Genomic DNA, 20,309 nt, shown 5'->3' on the forward strand with positions numbered 1-20,309 from the left:
GCGATATGCCCACAACATGCATCAGTGAATATTTGCTTGCGACGACCAATGTCACTGACCAAAATGTCAAAAAAGTAAATGCAGGTTATGGAAAAACGTCTATTGACATAGGAGCATACGGAGAGTCCACCTATTCCACTTATATCAATAATTCGTATCGCTTTTTCGGTGGTACAAGTGCTGCAGCTCCTCAGGTTACCGGTACCGTTGGTTTATTGTATTCTTTGCCCTGTAGCCATCTTGATGAGTTAGCCTTAACTGAGCCTGCAAAAGCGGCTCTGGAAGTCAAATCCATTATCATGCAATCCGTAAAAAGCAACGCTTCCTTAAATGGCATTACGGTCAGCGGTGGTGTTTTAAATGTGTTCAACGCAATAAATAAAACGAGTCCAATACAAATTCAATCCATTGCAACGGATCAGTTGGAATGTAGCTGGCGAGAACCTGCGATTTATCCGATACAATTCAGGTATCGAAAACTAGGACAGACCTTATGGAAGGATACTATAATTTATCAGGGTAACGCTATCATTTTTACCAAACTTGAATCCTGTACCGATTATGAGTTGCAAATCAAAATTTATGCCCGCGATATGCTGAGCATTTTCAGATATCAGAATCGTCAGAAGTGCGGGCTGCTGTGATCCGATTTCTAATATAAAATTATTTCAAAACACAGGTTCAGCTGTTTCATTTAGTTTTACAGATCCCACAGCTGTTGCGCTTTATACAGCTTTGCTCAAAATCGGGAACTTCACAATGGGATACTTTTTATTTCAATCGGGATCATCCTTATTAAAATTCGATCAATTGAGATTTGTACTGCATATGAATTATTCGTCTATTCGCATTGCAATGGCAAATTAAGTGCCGCTTCGAGACTTTATATTTTACTACGAACGGATGTGAGGCTTGCACCAATCTGGATTATTGCAGAAGATTCAGACCTTCTTCAGAACTTGAGTGGCTGCATGCGATCGAAGTGGACCAGGAATCTTTATCAGTGGCAACAATGCAGGTTATGGTAATTATGTAGGTAGTAAATCAACAATGGACATTCGAAAAATCGAAAAATATCAAATTACTTTTGAAGACCGGCCATCTATCAGATACAAGTACTATGGTAGCCGCAGCCTGGATTGACTGGAACCAGGACGGTTTATTTGATGATGCAGAAAATTATGCAGTTCCCACTTTACAATTTAAATATCAAATAAATTATTCGCTCACGATACCAACTAACGCTCGTTCGGGTTGGACGCGAATGAGGGTGATTCTGAAATTTGCTGAATTTTCTTCCAGCACTCCCCTGGCTTGTTTTCAACCTCTTGAATTTGGCGAATATGAAGAATATTGCGTTTACATTTCGAAGGATTGTGCCCAGCTATAAATAATGTGGACCTCCTAGAATTAAAAACGAATTCTGCCCAATTTCTTTGAGCTCTCATCCTGCATCCGAATTCGAATACGCTTATCGAAAAATTGTATCAAGATGATTGGGTTAAAGGAGTAACGCATTCAAGAATTCCTGAGCTGAATGCTCTCGATAGTTGCAGTAAATATCAACCAAAAGTAAGCGCGAATTGTTTGAACGAACTTTCAAAACCCTTTACCTTATATTTCCAAACCAGAGGTAAAGATTGTGCGGTCGCCAATGAAGATCCAAACATCGAAAATTTGATCAAGATATCCGAATCCTTGTTTTGACTAGGCTTACCTGAAGTTTGAAAATCCCTCGCAGGTTTCGAGAATTGATCACATGATCTAAATGGAAAGAAAAATTCTCTTCCTTTTGTTCAAGTTGAATCTGCTAAGGTATTAATGGAAACACAAACTTTGACAAACGGGTATTATCTTTTAAAATAAGCCTAACAGATGGTAGTTTTGGGCTCTAAAATTTTGTAAAATTTGAAATTACAATGTTAAGGATAAACATCTTTTGAGTCTTCAAAGATTGCGAAGTTGTTACCTATACAATGAATTTCATTTCAGCAGATAATCTGCGTACAATAATCAATTTAGTATTAGAAACCAAACCACTGAAGACCTAAGTCCAACTTAAATATACCGCAAAAAATTTATAGCTATCCTTAAAGCACAATGAGTTCATCTCGTCCGGGACCATTGGAAAGTAAGCTGATCTTTGTTTGACAAAACTGTTCTGTAAATTTTAAATACGATTTCATTTGTAAAGGCAGGTTTGAAAAATTTTTACAATGACTGACATCCTGCATCCAGCCATCAAATTGTTTGAGTTGTATACTGTCAATTGTGCTGAGATCAAAAGGAAGTTCTACATCTTCCGGATGGTTAGGTGTTTTATAGCTATTGACCAATTGAATGGTCTCAAATTCATTGAGTACATCAATTTTAGTCATGCATAAGTCGGTCACTCCATTGATCATATTGCTATATTTCAATTGTACCAAATCAAGCCAGCCACAGCGCCTTGGGCGACCAGTGGTCGATCCAAATTCATTACCAGCTTTTCTCAGACGCTCACCTGTTTCATCAAGTAATTCAGATGGAAATGGCCCCGATCCAACCCGGGTACAATAAGCTTTGGTAATCCCAATGATCTTTCTAATTTTATTTGGTGCAACACAAGTCCCGTGCAAATACCAGCAGCAATCGTATTTGAAGAAGTAACGTATGGATAGGTACCAAAATCGACATCCAACATGGAGCCTTGTGCCCTTCCGCCAGAATATTTGCGCCATTTGATAAAAGCTTATCTAGCCAATACACTCCATTGGTTGTTTGTAATTGAGAAATGTTTTGAATGGCTTCAAACCATTTGATTTCCTCTGCTTCGATATCAAATTCCACAAGAGGAAATTGTTTTAAAAATTGCAGATGCTTTTCCTTTAATGAATTGTAGGCGGATAGAAACCCCGGCAACTGTATATCGCCAATACGCAAACCATTACGCCCAGTCTTGTCCATGTAACAAGGGCCAATACCTACAAAGTAGATCCAATTTTGGATTTGCCTTTGCATTTTCAGAAGCCAGATCAATCCATCGATGGCTGGGCACAATAAGATGAGCACTTTTGGAAATAAGTAGTCGATCTTTTAAATCAGCTACCGTCCCAATGGTTTTAGCAATTTCAGCAGCTAAAGTAATTGGATCTATGACGACTCCATTTCCGATAAAATTATAAGTATTAGGCCTAAATATTCCGGAAGGAAGTGTATGGAGCACAAATTTTTGTCCATTTATATATAAAGTGTGTCCGGCATTGGGTCCGCCTTTGGAAAACGGCAAACGGCCTGGTATTGATCTGCTAGGTAATCGACGATTTTTCCTTTCCCTTCATCACCCATTGCAGACCAAGAATTGCATCAACGGGCATATTTTGAGTTTCGTAAAGTAAAAAGCGAAGGTAGGAAAAACAGCGCACATATTGAACTTTACAGTGATGCTTTACTTTGGGAACTTCCAATAAGCTGAACCATAAGAGCAGATTCAGTTAATAATTTAAAAAAAAGTAAGCAAAACTTGAAACAGTAATAGTCCAATATCAAATTAAACTCAAAATTTTAGCAGCTTAGATCAAAGAAATTTATAATTTCAAGAAATGATGAATTTGCTTAGAAACCAATAGATCAAAAAATAAAGCTATTACTACACTAGACCCAGCCAAGTCCAATACCCAAAGCCAACAAAAGTACCATAATGGCAACTATGGTTTGAATCTGCTCTAAAGTATTTTCTTCAATAATTTATTGCCAATAAATGCGCCTAACATAGCTGAAAGGCTAGGAAACAAAAGCCAGCTCCAATCCAGGTTTGTGGTCATCGCATTAAATTGACTTGCATAAACGCTTAAGCGGCTTACATCTACAAGACTTGATATCGCGACTGTGGTTGCTACGAAAGTTTCCTTTGGCATCCGCGTTTTAATGAGAAATGCACTGCGCAAGGCACCCTGATTGCCAGATAATCCGCCAAAATCCACTATCAATCCGCCCCAAATCAATTTGTCACTTGAAAATTGAAGCTTCTTACAGCAGGTAATAAGTCCATGAGTGCAAAAATGATAAGCAAGAAACTGATCATCAACTTTAAAGGATAAATAAAGAATTTTTTGTCGAATAAAGTGTATGAATACAAAGCTTGGCTATCAGGAATAGAGATTAGTATCCAGGATCCAAAAATGGCAGCGAGAACAGCGGGCAGTCCAAAATATAAGAGAATCGATTTATTTATTTGACTTCCCGTTAAATAGAGCTTGAAAATATTATTTCCAAATGTACGATTGCCGTAAACGCGACCGCGGTTTCTACGGGAAGGTAAATTAAAAATACAGGTGTCAGCAAAGTTCCCAAACCAAAACCGGAAAAAAAGTCAAAATCGCAGCTGCAAAGCAATCAATGAAATGAAGAAAATTTCCATAGTATTACCATTTCCGGATAACAAACAATTTATCAGCAACCCTAGGCTTTGTAAATATAATCCAATGCTTGATATACAAGTACGCCTATACCGAATTTCACATTAGCTTTAAATGGAATTATGGCTAAACATTAATTCTTCGAGAGTCTTCTGTGTATGTCCGGGCTTGACGTCTATCATACTCATTGCATATTCGCTCATGGCGGTGATGGTCAATGAAGGGTTCACACCCGGATTGGCCTGAATCATCGATCCATCCAATACATAAAAATTAGCATAACCATGTAATTGCATCCGATCATTGATGACGCCTTGCACTGAATTTTTACCCATTTTACAACCACCCAAGATATGGGCTGTTGTTGCCATCCCAAACATGACTTCAGTGAGTGCATTTTGAGGAATTCCTTTGACTTTGGCAGCGTAGTCTAGCATAGCCTTCTGACCCACTTTTATAAATTCCGAATTTTTATTTAGTCCCGGATCAATAAGTCGCATGCCCGCACCTATAATGTTTTACGCCATTTCATCTGAAGGCTATAAGGTAAAGTCTGCATAATCAAGAAAATTAAGGAATGGCGGGCAAGATCCTTATTCAAAATCACCTTCAAATGTGCTAAAGGCCGACGAATAAAATGAGATAACAAACTTCCTATTCTTTGAAACCTATTCCCATCTGAAGCTACAGGGCCTGCCAATCTAAACATGGAACCGGAACCATCGGGGTATTTGCACAATTCTACAAATGTATGTTGGTCAGGATTAAACATGGTACTGATGGCTACCCCGTGGTTTAGTTTTTGATCTAATACAGTGACTCCCGAAATCATTTCTGAATTGGTAAGCAGCTGGTCTCCAAGAGTAGGACTCAGGTTTATTAGTGTTTTGTATTGAAATTTTTGACGGAACAACAAATCCAGTGTACCTATAACGCCGGCACTTAATACAATTCCTTGGTATGAAATACTTTATTTTTTGAAAAACATTTGTTGCAGATCTGGTATACACAACATATGATCCATCCGCAGCTTGTTCAATTTTAAAAACTTTCATTTCGGGGGATGATGCTTGCGCCAAAAATATTTTTCAGCAAACCACAAATAATTTTTATCCAGACTATTTTTGGCTTCATGCCTGCAACCCACCATGCAGCCTGCACATTCAATGCATGGTCTTCCGAACGGGGCCCCAAACCATTAAAATAGGGATCACCATCTGAATCACCCAGGTAGACACCAATGCGATCCACATGCCTATAAGTTTGTCCAACTCCACATGTCATGAGCAACTTGTTTCAATATTTCATCTTCATAGTGCTCTTTATCATAACGAGTACTGCCCAGCATAAATCTGGCTTTATCATAAAAGGCTTCAGTACAGACTTCCAGTCTTTGATAACACCCCAGCTGGGGTCCTCAAAAAATGAATCCGGTGGCATCATGTGCACATTAGCATAAACCAAAGATCCACCACCAACACCTACACCTGTTAGTACAAACAGTTTTTTAAAAACTCATTTGCATAATTCCAAAACATCTGAGAAAAAGGAATCCACAAAAACTTTCTCAAATTCCAATTAGATTTTGGAAAATCGGAGGCTGCCCATCTTTTGCCCTTTTCAATACAAGCACGCGATATCCTTTTTCAGAAAGCCGCATAGCCGCTACTGAACCTCCAAAGCCTGGAGCCAATTACGATGTAGTCGTAATGTATTTCTGCCATGCCTTAAAGGTAGCATAAATTGATGTTGATTTAGTGGAATGGAAATTTGGAGGATGGAGTTTGGATGATGGAGGATGGAGTATGGATTATGGATTATGGATTATGGATTATAGATGATGGAGTGTCAATGCCTAAATAGGGTTGACCGTTTTGTGTAAATTTTTACTCGAATCATATACAGTATTCGGTGAAAATAATTGATATAGGATTTTTTATTTAGGAACTTACATACCTTTAGTTTTTAGTATCAATTTACCGTCAATATCTGGTTTTGAATACTTTTGGATTGGATTATGTTATCAATGATGTTTTTCAGAATTTCTAAAAACATTTGATTTTCTTAGAGTGCCTATAGAAACTCTGAATGTATTTTCCAACATCGAAAAGTTGTTTGCATTTAATACTTTAATCCCGTTTGAGGCCAGACTCTCAGCAAGTTTTGAGAACAAATCTTCATTATAGGAGAACAATCAGATTTTTATATTTCATGACTAGCGGTGTATAATCCACATTTCCAAATTCACAATAAACAGCATCAACAATGATCATGGATTCTGGATACAAATTCAATAGAAATTCAAGGTAATTAATATCAAATGAATTTCCAACTGGGTTATTTGGAGACGTAATAATCAATACTGAATTTTTTCCAAGCTCAGGTAGCCTGTCATAAGCATACTTAATTTATCTGTTAGAAACCATGGTTGATATCGAATGTTGTAAGTCTTACAATGATAATCAAACAAGGAATAGGATGGTTAGGTGATAAATATATTTTTTGACTCAATGCAAAGTAGTTCAGTAAAGTCGTGATGATAGATGCAGATCCCGGACTTAGGACAATATTCTCACGTTTAAGGCCGCAATAATCTGCAATTTTGATTCGATATCGCTATGATCAGCGTCCGGATACCTGTTCCATGAGCAGCCCTGAGTTCATCCAAAACCATTTCCTTCCATTGCAAATCGATATCTATAGTTTGTTCATTTTTATCAAGAAGCAATTTATTTTTTGATTCACATCAGAAATTCTTGTTTTGCTGCTAATAAATAGTCGTTAAAAATGATTTCATTACAGATCCAATTTTAGTTTGCATAAATGACTGCTAAGACCGTTTCATCTTCATAGGTAAATCCAAAAAAGCCTTCCAGATGGTACTTCATTTTTACACCCAAATGCGATTCCAATGGAAGTTTTAAAACATCCTTAGGTATATTAAACTGGCTTTTTACCAGGCGATCGATCCACTGTGTAGCTTTCTCATGCTTTTCGTATCGATCAGCTTCTGTTTTCCTAAAATATCTTCGATTTCTCTGCCAAAGAATAATTTGAGTGCATTTTTTATCTGTTTCCTCTATTTCCAAATTATCAATCACTTTAAAAATGCTGTGAAATGATGAAAACATTGTTTGAGTCGTTTCATCAGATCTGGTTCAAAATGGTTGACATTTGGTTCGATCAAAACAAATGCTGCCGGATTTAAGCTCTTTACGCTCTCAATCGTTTTTAGCCTTTGTTCTTCAGACTGAATGTGATGTAAAGCCAAAGATGCATTGACAACAATCATTCCAGGCAAATGGTGAAGAGATGCAAAATCCATTTGTTCAATGTATTCTTGTCTTGCTATAAATTCAACTTCAAAAGAGAGTGCAGTGCTAAACGACATGATGCGCTCTTGCGCTGTTGCCAATGCATTAGAAAAAGGCTCAATGCCCACGACAACCAAATTTTCAAGTTTTTCAGAATGCTTCAATAAATCAAGAATATTCAGAATCTGAGTCCCTTGACCTATCCTATATCTATAATAGTTGCTTCCCTTTCATTCTGAATTAAATTAGCAATAGCTGTGTTGGTAATTTGCTGACTGTATTTAACAAATGGGAATTTCTCAATAAGTATATTAAATAACTTCGAATCTGGGGATCTCATAGCATTTTTCGTGAGATATTTTCGTCTATTACATTTGAACATATTCGCTTATTGAGCGCTTTAATGATTATAGTGGGAAAGCAATTTTTCAGAACTCCGCTCCATTCCTTCCATACAAGGCAAACAATTTTTCCAACTCTTTTATTAGAATCCCCATTATTGATAAGGAATCCAGAGAAGAGCTCTTTTCAAGTTGCGGATAAATATTTGTTGATTGAATGGACACCATAAAATTTGACTTATTAATAAGAATTTATCCAGTGATACATGATTGCTTACTAAGGAATTCCTTATTAGTATTAATATTTATTCTTGTAATGCAATCCGCAGGACGAGGGATTCCATTATTCTGATTAAATACGGGCTTTCGTTTCCGAAAATAAGCGTTGACTCCTTCTGCAAAATCTGGGCTATTTCCTGCACGACATTTTGCTTCTCTTTCTAAAAGAATTTGTGCATCCAAATCGTTATGAGATGAATGAGAAATTAGTTGTTTGGTAAGTTGAGACTCAGTGCCGGCAATTGCGCCATTTTAGCGACCATCACTCCAAGTTCTGCTTCAAATGTATCCTGGGGATCACTTTATATATCATACCACCTCTCTGCTTCTTGTGGATTCATTTTTCACCTAACATTAATAATGCTGCTGCTTTTGAGTCCGACTTTTCTCGTTAAAAAATAACTTCCACTTCCGGATGTCAATCCTATTTGAGAAAAACCAAAAATAAAACTGGCTTTATCACTGGCTACAACAATATCACATGCCATTGCAAAAACGGCTCCGGCACCTGCAGCTACTCCGTTGACAGCGGCTATTGCAGGTTTTGAGGATTTACTGATCTTTAGTACGATCGGATCGTGGTAATTCTTTAATAACTCCTCAACAGTTGGTGGATTTTCATCAAGTAATTCTCCAAGATCCTGTCCTGTACAAAAGCTTTCTGATTTCCTTGATCACAATGATCCTTACCTCCTGATCCAATTCAGCTTGATCGAGGTAGGCGGAAATTTGAACCAACATCCTCTGTGCAAACTATTCATTTTTTCAGCTCTGTTTAAAGTGATGAAAGCACAGTTATTGGAAACTTGATATTGAACGTGCTCATGCTTCCTCGCGAAACGACAATTGGTTTGTTTTTTTGGCTGGATACCCGCGGGGTTCAGGTTTGCCCATGAGTTGTAAGTGAATTTAAATTCTGAGTTTGATTGTTTGATTGTAAGATCATTTTTATAAGTTTAGATTTAATTATTTCGTCACAAATTTCGAAAGCATTAAAGAACTTTTGCATCACATAAAAGTGGATAAATGAAGCTGCTTCCGGTCCCAAGCAAGGTCCACCTTCATTTAAATAAATAAAGGATCAAAAACAAAATAAACACTACTGTGACCAGAAAAACAGGTCATACCGGTTAATTCCGAGTATCTCCTTTATTCTTTTGATATGATATCTGCAATTCATAAGTCAAAGGTAGGGTGGTGCCTCAAGCCTTCCGGCTTATCAATTAGTGAATGGCTTAAATTATGAGTAGTTTACAGGATTCCTTAGTGGAAGGCTGTGCGAAACTTAAAATTTGGCAAAAAGTCGAAAAATTCGTCCTTTTACTCCTTGAAATGGTGATCTCGGTTTTATCGGGCATCACAATATACCCCCATCACCCTTACAAACTTTAAAATGTGATTTACATTCACCAAATACGAGTTGTGCACTCTGAAAAAATCCTTACCGGACAATGTCTCGTCTATTTCTTTAAGGGTTTTAGCAACGAGTATTTTCTTCCATCAGACATCGCTACGTATGTATAATTGCTTTCTGCCTTGCAATAGGTAATTTTGAAGTTTGGACAAAAACCAGGCCGTCATCAGTTGATAAGGCAATCCGCTCCACTTGTGTTTTGGGATTTAACAAATTCTGAAATAACAGATCCATTTGTTCTTTGGAGGGCATCGTAAGTTTTTCCTGAAGTCGCTTGATCGTCGCCTTGCAAGTCTTCAGGATCTATAGGCTTGAGTAAATAATTTAAAGCCGCATATTTAAAAGCCCGCACTGCAAATTGTCGTAAGCTGTGGTAAACACAACTTCAAAAGAAATTTCCTTTAAATGTTCAAGCACATCAAATCCGTTCATTTTAGGCATTTCGATATCCAGAAACACCAATTGGGGACGCAACCTGCTTATCGCTTCAATTCCAGATTCGCCTGAGTTACAAGTTGCAAGAATAGCTACGTCGGGACAGTAGGTTTGTAAAAGCCATTCAAGCATTTCAATGCAATTCCTTTCATCATCAATAATAAGCGCCTGAATCATGATTCTATATTGGTATCGTTAATACTACTTTTGTTCCAGAAGGATTTCCTGTTCGTCAAACAAATCTATAATTTTCTGAGATCCTGCTTTTTCTAAATTCTCGGCAGCTAATTTAAGCCTTTCCTCGGTAAGCTTCATTCCCATGGATTTCCTCGTTGGAGAACTTGTACTTTTATAAGAATCCGCTTTTGCCCTTCCTATTCCATTATCAGCTATTATTATTTCCAGACTATCACCTTGTGAAGAAAGGCTTATGGATAAATGTCCATTTGATTCTTTTGGGAGCAAACCGTGACAAATTGCATTTTCTACAAAAGGCTGAATGATCAAAGGTGGAATTTCAAGCTGGTCAGTATCTAAATTTTTGTCAATATAAATCTCATAACTGAATTTATGGTCAAATCTCAGTGCTTCCATTTCAATATATAATCGAAGTGCTTCCAATTCGTTGGATAATACCACTTGCTTTTGTTCAGAATTATCAAGTATGAGACGCATTAATTTTGCAAATCTGGTGAGATATAGCGAGGACGTCTTCACATCGCTTTTGATAATATAGCGATTAATGGAGTTCAGACAATTAAAAATAAAGTGGGGGTTCATTTGTGCCCTGAGCGCCTCCATGCGCGATTCCGTTAGTTGTCTGTTAAATTCAGTTTTTATGCGCTCGTTGGCTTCAATTTGTCGAATGCGAAATAAATATAAAGCATAAATCATAAAACTAAAAAACAATGCAGTGATGATAATGAACCAGGTTTTTATAAAACGGCGAATCAATATAAACCGGAACCTGAATAGGATCACTCCATTGCCCATCATCTGCCGCTACTCTAACTTTAAAAATATACTGGCCACCATTTAAATTACTATAACTGGCATAACGCCTGATGCCGCAATCTATCCATTCTTTATCCCAAGCTTCCAACATGTATGAAAATCGATGATTGGATTGATTTTCGAAATCAATACAAGAAAATTCAATCGAAAAATAATTTTCAGAAGGCGCAAGTTTAAAACTCAATTGATCTGTAAATGGTACTATTCTTTCTTTATTCTGAGCATTGAATTTCTCAATATATACCAAAGGTGGGAATAATTTCGCGTCAGTGCATCAAAATTTACTTTAGAATATTTTCCCGGCACAGCAAGAAGCAATTTATTTTGGCGGTCCTGAAAAAAACGAATAGAAACAGAATTGGGATCCATTCCATCATTTTTATCAAAATGCCTGAAATAATTCGTTTGTGGATTATAAGAATAAACCCCTTTGATTGTTGAAATCCACAAATAGCCAAGATGATCAACACATAATTGATACACTCGATCGTTAGGTAAACCCTTTGATTTATCAAGAACCTCTGATTTAAAACTTCTTTGATCATATTCAAGATGCAACAATCCGCCGGAATAAACACTTACCCAAGCATTACCGGAAGTATCTAAAGACATGGTGGAAAATCCATCTTTGATCTTCTCATGATATACTTCATTGTCGATATAAACAGTGTGCAAATTTTCTTTGTCAAAATAAACGATATCCGTTTTGCTTCCCAGCCAAATTTGACCCTTTGGACTACACTCCATTTTTAAAATGTAGGTTGGCAATTTATATTTATTCAGACTATTGTTTAATCTTGGCGATATTTTCTTTTTCAAAGGATCAAATGTATGCAATCCACCTTTGTTTGTCAGGATCCATAACGTACCATCCTTGTCCTTAATAATCCGGCTAACAATATAATTACTATCTTGCTCTTCCTTTTGAAAAGGATCTACCAGTTTTATAAGTTGCTTTTTAAGCCCCTTAAATTCATATACATCTGTATTTCCAACAACCCAAATATTTCCTTCATCGTCCTGAGTAGCATCAAAAACTTTCATGAATTTTTCTTTTGGCACGCGGCTATAGTCCACCGGATAATTATCAATTTCGCCGGTTTTTTTATTCATTACATTAAAACCATTTCCAAATAATGTCGCAAAATAAATGGAGTGATGACTTGTATCTTCAAATATTTTTGAAAAATGGAATTGATTGGAATATTGGCTATTTTCAATTTTAATTCATTAAAATTAAATATTTTTGCATGCGGGTTCAATTTAATTAATCCTTCCAGCGCTGCACCATATACGACTCCATTGGGTAATGTGTATAATAAATAAGTAGAATTTAATTGAAATAACAATCGACTAGAATAGGATTCATCCGGAAAGTAGAATTTTTTTTCTTTAGTATTAAAAACACCGATACCGCGCGAAGCAATTATGACCCATAATTCATTTTCGCTTTTTCTTTGAATAAAATAAATGGCATAATCGATCTCCTTTCGATTTACAGTCACCGGATCCCGGAAAGTAGAAAATTTCCTGGTCATCAAATCAAAATAGAACAAGCGACCACCATTGGATGCGAGCCAAAAACCATGATCGCCTTCCAATTCCATCTTAACTAGAAAATCATGTCTATTTTTTGAAGGATCTATCAAATCCTGTGACCAATGTTCAAATTTTTCTGTTCTCTTATCAAAGGTGTATAAGCCGGCGCCAGTGATCAACCAATATAAATTACCATCCTTAGTATATATTTGATAAATTGAATTGGTGGCTTGTTTCTCAATTCCTGAAAATCTTTTTTCCAGGTCCGGTAAATCCCAATGTTTTATTTTTTGGGTCTTGAGGTTCAATAAATTCAAACCATTTGAATTTCCCCAATCCATAAAGTGCTGTCTGCCTCAATTCGCAAAATGGAAAAGCCGTAATTAAATAAATCAGGTATTCCTTTGCGATATTGTAGTTATTTATAAAACACTGACAATTGTTATCAAACTTACTAATCCCTTTGCCTCTGTAGCTCTCACAAATCTCCCTTGGGATCTATTGCCAAAAATTGGTTAAAGTCATCAATAAGAGATGTAGAATCACCCTCGATATTTCTAAATATTTTAAAACTTTTTCCATCAAAGCGATTCAGACCATCCCCTGTTCCAATCCATAAAAATCCATACTTGTCTTGCTGGAAGCCATTTATAGATCGATTAGAAATGCCGCAATCGTCTCCTAAGAATTCAAAATTAAAGTCAAGCTCGTTCTGACTGAACAGTCTGTCCATGCCTGAACTTGCCCAAATGAATATAAGCAAACTACAAACCAAAATCCAGTTAACAAGTGGTCGCCGATCCGGAATAAGTAATTTCATATTTCAATGCAATAATACGACCAAAAAACACAATAGAATATAGAATTTGGTGGATGGGTGGTAGTTGTTGGATGATGGTTGATGGTTGATAGTTGATGGTTGATGGATGATGGTTGATAGTTGATGGATGATGGATCGCAGATGATGGATTTTGGAGAATTACTTTTAGGGATTTTTCAATGAATTAACGTTCGTTAGTTAAACGAAAAATATATATCTTTTATGTCACTTAAACAAACTACCTACATTATAAAGCATTAATGGATAAGAGACATCCACAAATAGAGACGAAAATTAACATCTAACAACTAACTCCCGACATCAGCAGGTTCTTGTTAATTTGAAGCATCTTCATGTCGGAATAACAACTAATAACTTCCTACGATTCTTTCTGGGCATCGATGCGTTGCACCGTGCTGATGCCGGGCAGTTGCTCCAATGCTTTAATGATAAGGTTAAGGTGGGCTTTGTTATTTACAATGAGTCCAATCTTTCCTTCAAAGGTGCCCTGATGACCTTGAATACTGAAGGATGTAATATTTACTCCAAGTTTGGTAGAAATATGATGTGTAAGTCTCTCGATGACACCGGGTCCGTCGTCAATTCCTTGTACATTTAAGATGGCGTTGAAGGTATCAGAAGTCATATCCGACCATTCTGCTTTTAAAATGCGATAACCATGATTGACCATCATATGCTCAGCATTGGGACAATTGGCGCGATGAATTCTTACACCACTGCTGGCCGTCACATATGCAAAATCTCATCCCCATGCAGTGGGTTGCAACAATGTGCAAGACTGTAATGGTATTGTCTACCGGGTTCACCATTGATAAGAATACCTTCTGTTATAGTATTTTCGGGAAACAAAGATCGTTGCTGGAATTCTTTCGCTTCGATCACTTCCGATTTGCGTTCGGTGAGTTTACCTTTTTCGATATCGAATATTTTCAAGCTGTCGGTTACGTCCAGTTTTTCTTCACCAATAGCATGATACAAGTCCAGACGCGATTTAAATCCTAAAACTTTGACCAGGACATCGATATTATCTTCTGTGTCCAGTTTATTATTTTTTAATTTGCGATCCAGAATTTCTTTACCGCTATCTGCCAATTTTTTCTGATCCTCTTTGAGCGCCGCACGGATGCGAGATCTGGCTTTGCCTGTGACGACCAATTTCAGCCAATCTTCTGTTGGTTTCTGATTCTTGTTGACAATGACTTGTACCTGATCACCACTTTCCAGAGCTTGCCCCATTGGGACTAATTTATTATTGACTTTAAAGCCGGTGGCGTGACTTCCGACATCGGTGTGAATGCTAAATGCAAAATCCAAAACGGTTGCTCCTTTTGGCAAAACCCGCATTTCTCCTTTTGGAGTATAGATATATACTTCTTCGCCATAAAGATTGGATTTAAAATCATTCAAAAATTCAATTGCATCGTTGTGTGGCGTCTCGAGAACATCGCGAATACTATCGAACCAGTGATCGTACACATTTTGCATACTACCTACTTCTTTGTATTTCCAATGAGCTGCAAATCCCTTTTCTGCGATTTCATCCATTCTGCGCGAACGGATCTGCACTTCGACATATCTGCCACCGGGACCAATCACCGTAGTGTGTAAGGATTCGTATCCGTTTGATTTTGGAGTTGTGATCCAATCCTTTAATCTTTCAGGAATTGGCCGATGAACATCCGTAACGATTGAATAGACCAACCAACATGCAGATTTTTCTTTTTCTGGCGGAACTTCCAAAACGATGCGCACCGCAAACAAATCGTAAATTTCTTCGAATGCAACTTTTTTAGTTTTCAATTTATTGGCAATCGAAGAAATCGCTTTGGGCCTACCGTAAATTTTATATGGAATAAGCAATTGATCCAATTCGTTTCTGAGCGGACGAATAAAATCATTGATGAATTTGTTGCGATCCTTTTGTGTTTGTTTGAGTTTTTCGATGATCTGCCCGTACAATTCGGGTTCTGTTATTTTGAGACACAGATCCATAAACTCCGATTTGATATTGTATAATCCCAATCGATGCGCAAGAGGTGCATAGATATAACTGGTCTCTGCAGCAATTTTAAGTTGCTTGGTGCGCGACATAATGTCTATCGTACGCAAATTGTGAAGTCTGTCGGCCATTTTGATCAAGATGACCCTTACATCATCTAACAAAGTGGACAATACTTTTTTAAAATTTTCGGCTTGCGGACTTTCGACATTATAAAGTCCATCAAGTTTGGTTAGTCCATCTACGATTTTGGCAATTTTAGCACCAAATTTTTTCTGTACGTCTTTGAGTTCGATAGGCGTATCCTCCACCGTATCATGTAACAAAGCGCCAATGACAGCGGTAGGACCCAGACCCATTTCTTCGTAACAAATGCGGGCCACTTCGAGTGGATGTGTGATATAGGGTTCTCCGGATTTACGACGTTGGCTACCATGGGCTTCCAGCGCAAATTCGAAAGCTTTACGGATGTCCTGGCGATCCTCATCTGCAAGAGGATGTTTGCCCAATGCGCGTAGCAATCGCCTATAGGCGGCACGGATTTGTCGTTGGTCTATTTCCTGCTGAGCAGGGAGGACCTCCTTCATTGGAGCAGTGGATTGCATAGAATTAGAAGACAAATTTAAGTAAAATATGGTTCATTGCAAAATTTGCAATCGGAGACATAGTCCTATCTGCTTTATCTATAATTATAAATACATTATAAAATAATTATATATGTATATTTAAGCTCTTGATTTCAAGATATCCTCCGAATGTTTAACTTTGCCCCTCTTTTGCGGGCGTGGTGAAACTGGCAGACACGCCAGACTTAGGATCTGGTGCCGAGAGGTGTGTGGGTTCGACTCCCTCCGCCCGCACTTTTTAAAGGCTAAATCAAAATTCAACTTTAAGCCCTCCGAGCTTGTTCTTTCCATTATCAACGATTATCATTCATCTATGCAAATACAATTAGAACCCATCGGTCAGCAGCACCATCATTTGATTATCACTGTCGAACCGTCTGACTACAAACCCATTGTGGAAGAAAAACTCAAAACATTGAGAAAAAATGCCCACATCAAAGGCTTCCGTCAAGGCGCAGCACCTGAAGGCATGATCCGAAAACTCTATTCGGAGGATATAAAGGCTGAACAACTCCAAAAGTTGATCAATAAATCCATTGAAGATTATCAAAAAGAAAATGAAGTTCATTTTATGGGAGATCTGCTCGAAGTTCCGGAAAAAAAAGTGACCGACGATCAAGAGCATTATCAGTTCACTTATGAAGTTGGCTTGGCACCAAAAGTCGAAACCGCTCAATTTATAAATCAACTAAAAGCCATTAAGTATCAGATCGATATTGATGAAAAGAGAATCGACGAGGAAGTTGAACATTTTAGAATGCAATATGCAGACTCTAAAATCGTAGAAGGAAAAGTTGAAAAAGGCGATTTGGTCACCCTTGATGCCGTGGAACTGGAGCATGGGATGATTAAAGAATATGGTTGGTCCAGCAGATTTATGATAATGGTAGATGATACTTTAGAAGAAAGCTTTTACAATCACATCATAGATAAAGAATTGGGCCATAGTTTTCATTTCAATATTCAGGAAGTTGAAAAAAACCTTTCTGAAAAGGACATCCGAAAATATTTTTTAAAAATACCGGAAGACCAGGATCAGGAAATTGTCGTTTCTAATCATTTCCAGGGCAGTATTTTTGAAATCAGTCGCAAACATCCTGCTGAGCTCAATGAAGAACTCTATATTAAAGCATTTGGCGATACCACTGATATCAGAGACGAACAAGCCTTGAGAGATCGTTTCAGAGCAGATGTCGAAAAATATTTTGACAGCGAAAGCGATAAATATCTGGAGCTCGAACTCGTAAAAGAAATCGTAGATCAATCGGGATTGAACTTGCCCGATGCATTTCTGAAAAAATGGCTTCAATTGGCTTTTGAAGAATGGAAAGGCAAATCAGAACACGATCTGGAACATGATTACTTTCACTACAGAGAACACATGCTTTGGAAACTGATTCGAGATGCCATTACCGTCGAACAAAAACTGGAAATCAATTACAATGACGTCGTCGATGCAGTCATGGAGGAAATGGCGCAGTACTACCCTATTCATCAACTTTCAGAAAGCATGAAAGCAGATTTTGTAAAAAGAATCATTGACAACCAGGAAAAGGCAATGAAATATTATACCTCTGCACAAAATAAAAAAGTGTTGCAATGGATTCGCAATCATATAAATCCGACTATCGAGAAAATTAGTTTGGAATCCTTTCGCGAAAAAATCGTACATTTAAATAGCCATCAACATTAATCAAAAAAAATAAGCAATATGTTTTCACAAGATGAATTTAAGAAATACGCCGTAAAACACATGGGCATGTCTTCCATGCATCTCGATAAATACATGGAATCGACGATATCTACCATTAAAGGGTTTACACCTACTGTCATAGAAGAAAGACAAATGAATGTCGTGGGCATGGATGTATTCAGTCGTTTGATGATGGACCGCATCATCTTCATGGGTGTCCCTATCAACGACTATGTCGCGAATGTAATTCAGGCTCAATTATTATTTTTGGATTCAGCAGATCCAAAAAGAGATATTCAAATGTACATCAACAGCCCCGGCGGTTCTGTCATCGACGGACTTGGAATTTATGATACCATGCAATACGTGAATCCGGATGTAGCAACGATTTGTACCGGACTCGCAGCATCTATGGGAGCGGTATTATTGAGTGCAGGTACAAAGGGAAAGAGAACATGTTTGAAGCATAGCCGCGTCATGATCCATCAGCCATCCGGCGGCATGCAAGGACAATTCAGCGATATGGAGATTTCTTATAAATTGATCAAAGCCATGAAGAGCGAATTGTATGATGTTTTAGCGCAGCACACCGGACAGGATCATGCCAGAATCGAAGCAGATTGTGACCGGGACAACTGGATGTCAGCAGAAGACGCCAAAGCTTATGGTTTGGTGGATGAAGTATTGGTTCGCGCAAAAGCACATTAAAATGGCCAAGAAAAAAGGGAACGACGTTTTTGAACAACTGTGCATCTTTTGTGGGAAACCGCAATCTAAAGTTGGCTTGATGATTCAGGGAGATCTGGCATCCATTTGCAGTGAATGTGTAACCCAGGCTTATCAGATTATAGAAGATTCCGTCGATGAGAATGGAAATAATAAATCCTCTTCAAAATTCCAGTTGCCTTTTGGTTTTTCACCAAGATTCATTAAAGATTATCTTGATCTCTATATCATCGGACAAGAAGAAGCCAAAAAGACATTAGCCATAGCTGTTTATAATCATTACAAGCGACTTACTGCGGATCCCGGAGGCGATGTTGAACTTGAAAAATCAAATGTCCTTTTTATCGGTCCGACGGGAACCGGAAAAACGCTAATGGCAAAATCGATGGCAAAATTGCTCGACGTACCTTTTGCCATTGTTGATGCAACTTCGTTTACGGAGGCCGGATATGTAGGCGAAGACGTCGAAGGCATGTTGAGCCGTTTATTACAGAGTTGCGATTACAATATTCAAAAAGCAGAGAAAGGCATCATCTACATAGACGAGATCGACAAGATTGCACGCAAAGGCGAGAACCCTTCTATAACGAGAGATGTATCCGGAGAAGGCGTGCAGCAAGCCATGCTCAAGATCATCGAAGGGGCTGATGTAAACGTGCCACCGGCCGGCGGTCGCAAACATCCCGAGCAAAGTTTTTTAAAAGTCAATACCCGTAATATATTATTCATCTGTGGTGGAGCTTTCGACGGCGTCGAAAAACTCATCGCCAAAAGAATGAATGCGCACGTCATCGGATACACACAAACGAACGAGCGTTCGGAAATGGAAAAAGAAAACTGGTTGCGTTATGTCAACCATCAGGATCTGAAACGATTCGGACTCATCCCTGAATTGCTGGGGAGACTCCCTGTCCTCGCCTATCTGGAAACCTTATCCCGCGAGGCTCTGATGCAAATTCTCATCCTTCCCAAAAATGCACTTATCAAACAATATCAAAAACTGTTTGAAATGGATGGCATCCAGCTTGAATTTCAAAAAGAAGCCGTGCAAATCATTGCAGACCTGGCCTTCGAAAACAAACTCGGAGCCCGTGGTCTCCGCACCATTTGCGAAACTGTGCTGCGCGAAGCGATGTTCGAAAACAGCAATTGGAAAGAATTGGGCAAGCTGGTAGTGGATGCGGATTTTGTGCAAAAGCATGTGGATGTGAGTTTGTTGAGGAAATCGGCGTGAGGATGTGGCTTTTAGGCTTTTAGGCTTTTAGGCTTTTAGGCTTTTAGGCTTTTAGGCTTTTAGGCTTTTAGGCTTTTAGGAGAAAACACGCACTAACGACTGTTAGTTCATAAAAATACCACTATTTTTAAATTATTCTTCCTAACTTTTCTAGTTAAAAAATATTGCTTTGAGCTTTGAGCTTTGAGCTTTGAGCTTTGAGCTTTGAGCTTTGAGCTTTGAGCTTTTGACTGCTTGACTGCTTGACTTTTTGGAGGAAATTTACTTTGGAAATCTATATGAACATTCGTTAGTTTTTGGAAACTAAATTTGATCATTTATCTGCGTCAAATCTGCGAGATCTGCGGGAAACCCAACGGATGATGAATTGAAAATGAATCTCACAAATCGACATTTTCTTAAAAATTTGAATATCTTCATAATTAACTTTTTATAACCACTTCATTTACTTTACATT

18 protein-coding genes, 1 tRNA gene and 5 pseudogenes are annotated in these 20,309 nt (G+C 37.9%); 7 read left to right on the forward strand and 17 right to left on the reverse strand.

The window, feature by feature from the left end; genetic code table 11:
* The first annotated feature begins 5 nt into the window (after window positions 1-5).
* From IPM92_07970 to IPM92_07980, 3 genes are all read left to right on the forward strand, one after another.
* Window positions 6-644, forward strand: coding sequence for a hypothetical protein (locus IPM92_07970; GenBank protein ID MBK9108303.1), 639 nt, complete (start codon window positions 6-8; stop codon window positions 642-644).
* A gap of 443 nt (window positions 645-1,087) precedes the next feature.
* On the forward strand, window positions 1,088-1,390 hold the full coding sequence (locus IPM92_07975) for a hypothetical protein (GenBank protein MBK9108304.1): 303 nt from the start codon (window positions 1,088-1,090) through the stop codon (window positions 1,388-1,390).
* A gap of 92 nt (window positions 1,391-1,482) precedes the next feature.
* Window positions 1,483-1,707: a hypothetical protein gene (locus IPM92_07980; GenBank protein MBK9108305.1), complete on the forward strand. Its 225-nt coding sequence runs from the start codon at window positions 1,483-1,485 to the stop codon at window positions 1,705-1,707.
* 383 nt (window positions 1,708-2,090) lie between these two features.
* Here the strand turns inward: IPM92_07980 and IPM92_07985 are convergent.
* The 17 genes and pseudogenes from IPM92_07985 to IPM92_08065 all read right to left on the reverse strand — a co-directional run bounded on the left by IPM92_07985 (window position 2,091) and on the right by IPM92_08065 (window position 16,160).
* Window positions 2,091-3,356, reverse strand: a pseudogene (locus IPM92_07985) (adenylosuccinate synthase).
* A gap of 277 nt (window positions 3,357-3,633) precedes the next feature.
* A pseudogene (locus IPM92_07990) lies at window positions 3,634-4,399 on the reverse strand (sulfite exporter TauE/SafE family protein).
* Between the two features lie 108 nt (window positions 4,400-4,507).
* The gene (locus IPM92_07995; GenBank protein MBK9108306.1) at window positions 4,508-4,897 is read right to left on the reverse strand and encodes a hypothetical protein; all 390 of its coding nucleotides are present in this window, start codon (window positions 4,895-4,897) and stop codon (window positions 4,508-4,510) included.
* Between the two features lie 8 nt (window positions 4,898-4,905).
* Window positions 4,906-5,310 carry a hypothetical protein gene (locus tag IPM92_08000; protein ID MBK9108307.1) on the reverse strand — a complete coding sequence of 135 codons (405 nt, stop codon included), beginning with the start codon at window positions 5,308-5,310 and terminating at the stop codon, window positions 4,906-4,908.
* 128 nt (window positions 5,311-5,438) lie between these two features.
* Window positions 5,439-5,681 (reverse strand): hypothetical protein, encoded by a 243-nt coding sequence (locus tag IPM92_08005; protein MBK9108308.1) that lies wholly within the window; start codon window positions 5,679-5,681, stop codon window positions 5,439-5,441.
* A gap of 896 nt (window positions 5,682-6,577) precedes the next feature.
* A complete protein-coding gene (locus IPM92_08010) occupies window positions 6,578-6,757 on the reverse strand; it encodes an aminotransferase class I/II-fold pyridoxal phosphate-dependent enzyme (protein ID MBK9108309.1) in 180 nt (59 codons plus the stop codon).
* 218 nt (window positions 6,758-6,975) lie between these two features.
* A complete protein-coding gene (locus IPM92_08015) occupies window positions 6,976-7,125 on the reverse strand; it encodes a hypothetical protein (protein MBK9108310.1) in 150 nt (49 codons plus the stop codon).
* 82 nt (window positions 7,126-7,207) lie between these two features.
* The gene (locus IPM92_08020; protein ID MBK9108311.1) at window positions 7,208-7,528 is read right to left on the reverse strand and encodes a hypothetical protein; all 321 of its coding nucleotides are present in this window, start codon (window positions 7,526-7,528) and stop codon (window positions 7,208-7,210) included.
* Entirely contained in the window at window positions 7,495-7,875 is a 381-nt protein-coding gene (locus IPM92_08025) for a hypothetical protein (GenBank protein MBK9108312.1), read from the reverse strand. The genes IPM92_08020 and IPM92_08025 overlap by 34 nt, the downstream gene beginning before the upstream one ends.
* Window positions 7,876-8,675: 800 nt before the next feature.
* Window positions 8,676-8,996: pseudogene (locus IPM92_08030) on the reverse strand (enoyl-CoA hydratase/isomerase family protein).
* Between the two features lie 708 nt (window positions 8,997-9,704).
* Window positions 9,705-10,357: pseudogene (locus tag IPM92_08035) on the reverse strand (response regulator transcription factor).
* 24 nt (window positions 10,358-10,381) lie between these two features.
* Window positions 10,382-11,074 (reverse strand): histidine kinase, encoded by a 693-nt coding sequence (locus IPM92_08040; GenBank protein ID MBK9108313.1) that lies wholly within the window; start codon window positions 11,072-11,074, stop codon window positions 10,382-10,384.
* A 4-nt stretch (window positions 11,075-11,078) separates the two neighbouring features.
* Complete coding sequence (locus IPM92_08045; GenBank protein ID MBK9108314.1) at window positions 11,079-11,441, reverse strand: hypothetical protein; 363 nt, start codon at window positions 11,439-11,441, stop codon at window positions 11,079-11,081.
* Window positions 11,396-12,307, reverse strand: coding sequence for a hypothetical protein (locus IPM92_08050; protein ID MBK9108315.1), 912 nt, complete (start codon window positions 12,305-12,307; stop codon window positions 11,396-11,398). Before IPM92_08050 ends, IPM92_08045 begins: the two co-directional genes overlap by 46 nt.
* On the reverse strand, window positions 12,307-13,050 hold the full coding sequence (locus IPM92_08055) for a hypothetical protein (protein ID MBK9108316.1): 744 nt from the start codon (window positions 13,048-13,050) through the stop codon (window positions 12,307-12,309). Before IPM92_08055 ends, IPM92_08050 begins: the two co-directional genes overlap by 1 nt.
* 161 nt (window positions 13,051-13,211) lie before the next feature.
* Window positions 13,212-13,553 carry a hypothetical protein gene (locus tag IPM92_08060; GenBank protein ID MBK9108317.1) on the reverse strand — a complete coding sequence of 114 codons (342 nt, stop codon included), beginning with the start codon at window positions 13,551-13,553 and terminating at the stop codon, window positions 13,212-13,214.
* Between the two features lie 379 nt (window positions 13,554-13,932).
* Window positions 13,933-16,160, reverse strand: a pseudogene (locus tag IPM92_08065) (bifunctional (p)ppGpp synthetase/guanosine-3',5'-bis(diphosphate) 3'-pyrophosphohydrolase).
* A 191-nt stretch (window positions 16,161-16,351) separates the two neighbouring features.
* On the opposite strand from IPM92_08065, the gene IPM92_08070 reads away from it, so the two are divergent.
* The 4 genes from IPM92_08070 (at window position 16,352) to clpX (ending at window position 19,852) form a co-directional block, all read left to right on the forward strand.
* Window positions 16,352-16,433, forward strand: a tRNA-Leu gene (locus tag IPM92_08070).
* A 79-nt stretch (window positions 16,434-16,512) separates the two neighbouring features.
* The gene (locus tag IPM92_08075; GenBank protein MBK9108318.1) at window positions 16,513-17,892 is read left to right on the forward strand and encodes a hypothetical protein; all 1,380 of its coding nucleotides are present in this window, start codon (window positions 16,513-16,515) and stop codon (window positions 17,890-17,892) included.
* Window positions 17,893-17,910: 18 nt separating this feature from the next.
* Window positions 17,911-18,600, forward strand: a complete 690-nt coding sequence (locus tag IPM92_08080; protein MBK9108319.1) for an ATP-dependent Clp protease proteolytic subunit — start codon at window positions 17,911-17,913, stop codon at window positions 18,598-18,600.
* A gap of 1 nt (window position 18,601) precedes the next feature.
* Window positions 18,602-19,852 (forward strand): ATP-dependent Clp protease ATP-binding subunit ClpX, encoded by a 1,251-nt coding sequence (clpX, locus tag IPM92_08085; protein ID MBK9108320.1) that lies wholly within the window; start codon window positions 18,602-18,604, stop codon window positions 19,850-19,852.
* Window positions 19,853-20,309: the final 457 nt, after the last annotated feature.

It is taken from the genome of Saprospiraceae bacterium, from assembly GCA_016719615.1.
GTDB lineage: Bacteria > Bacteroidota > Bacteroidia > Chitinophagales > Saprospiraceae > Vicinibacter.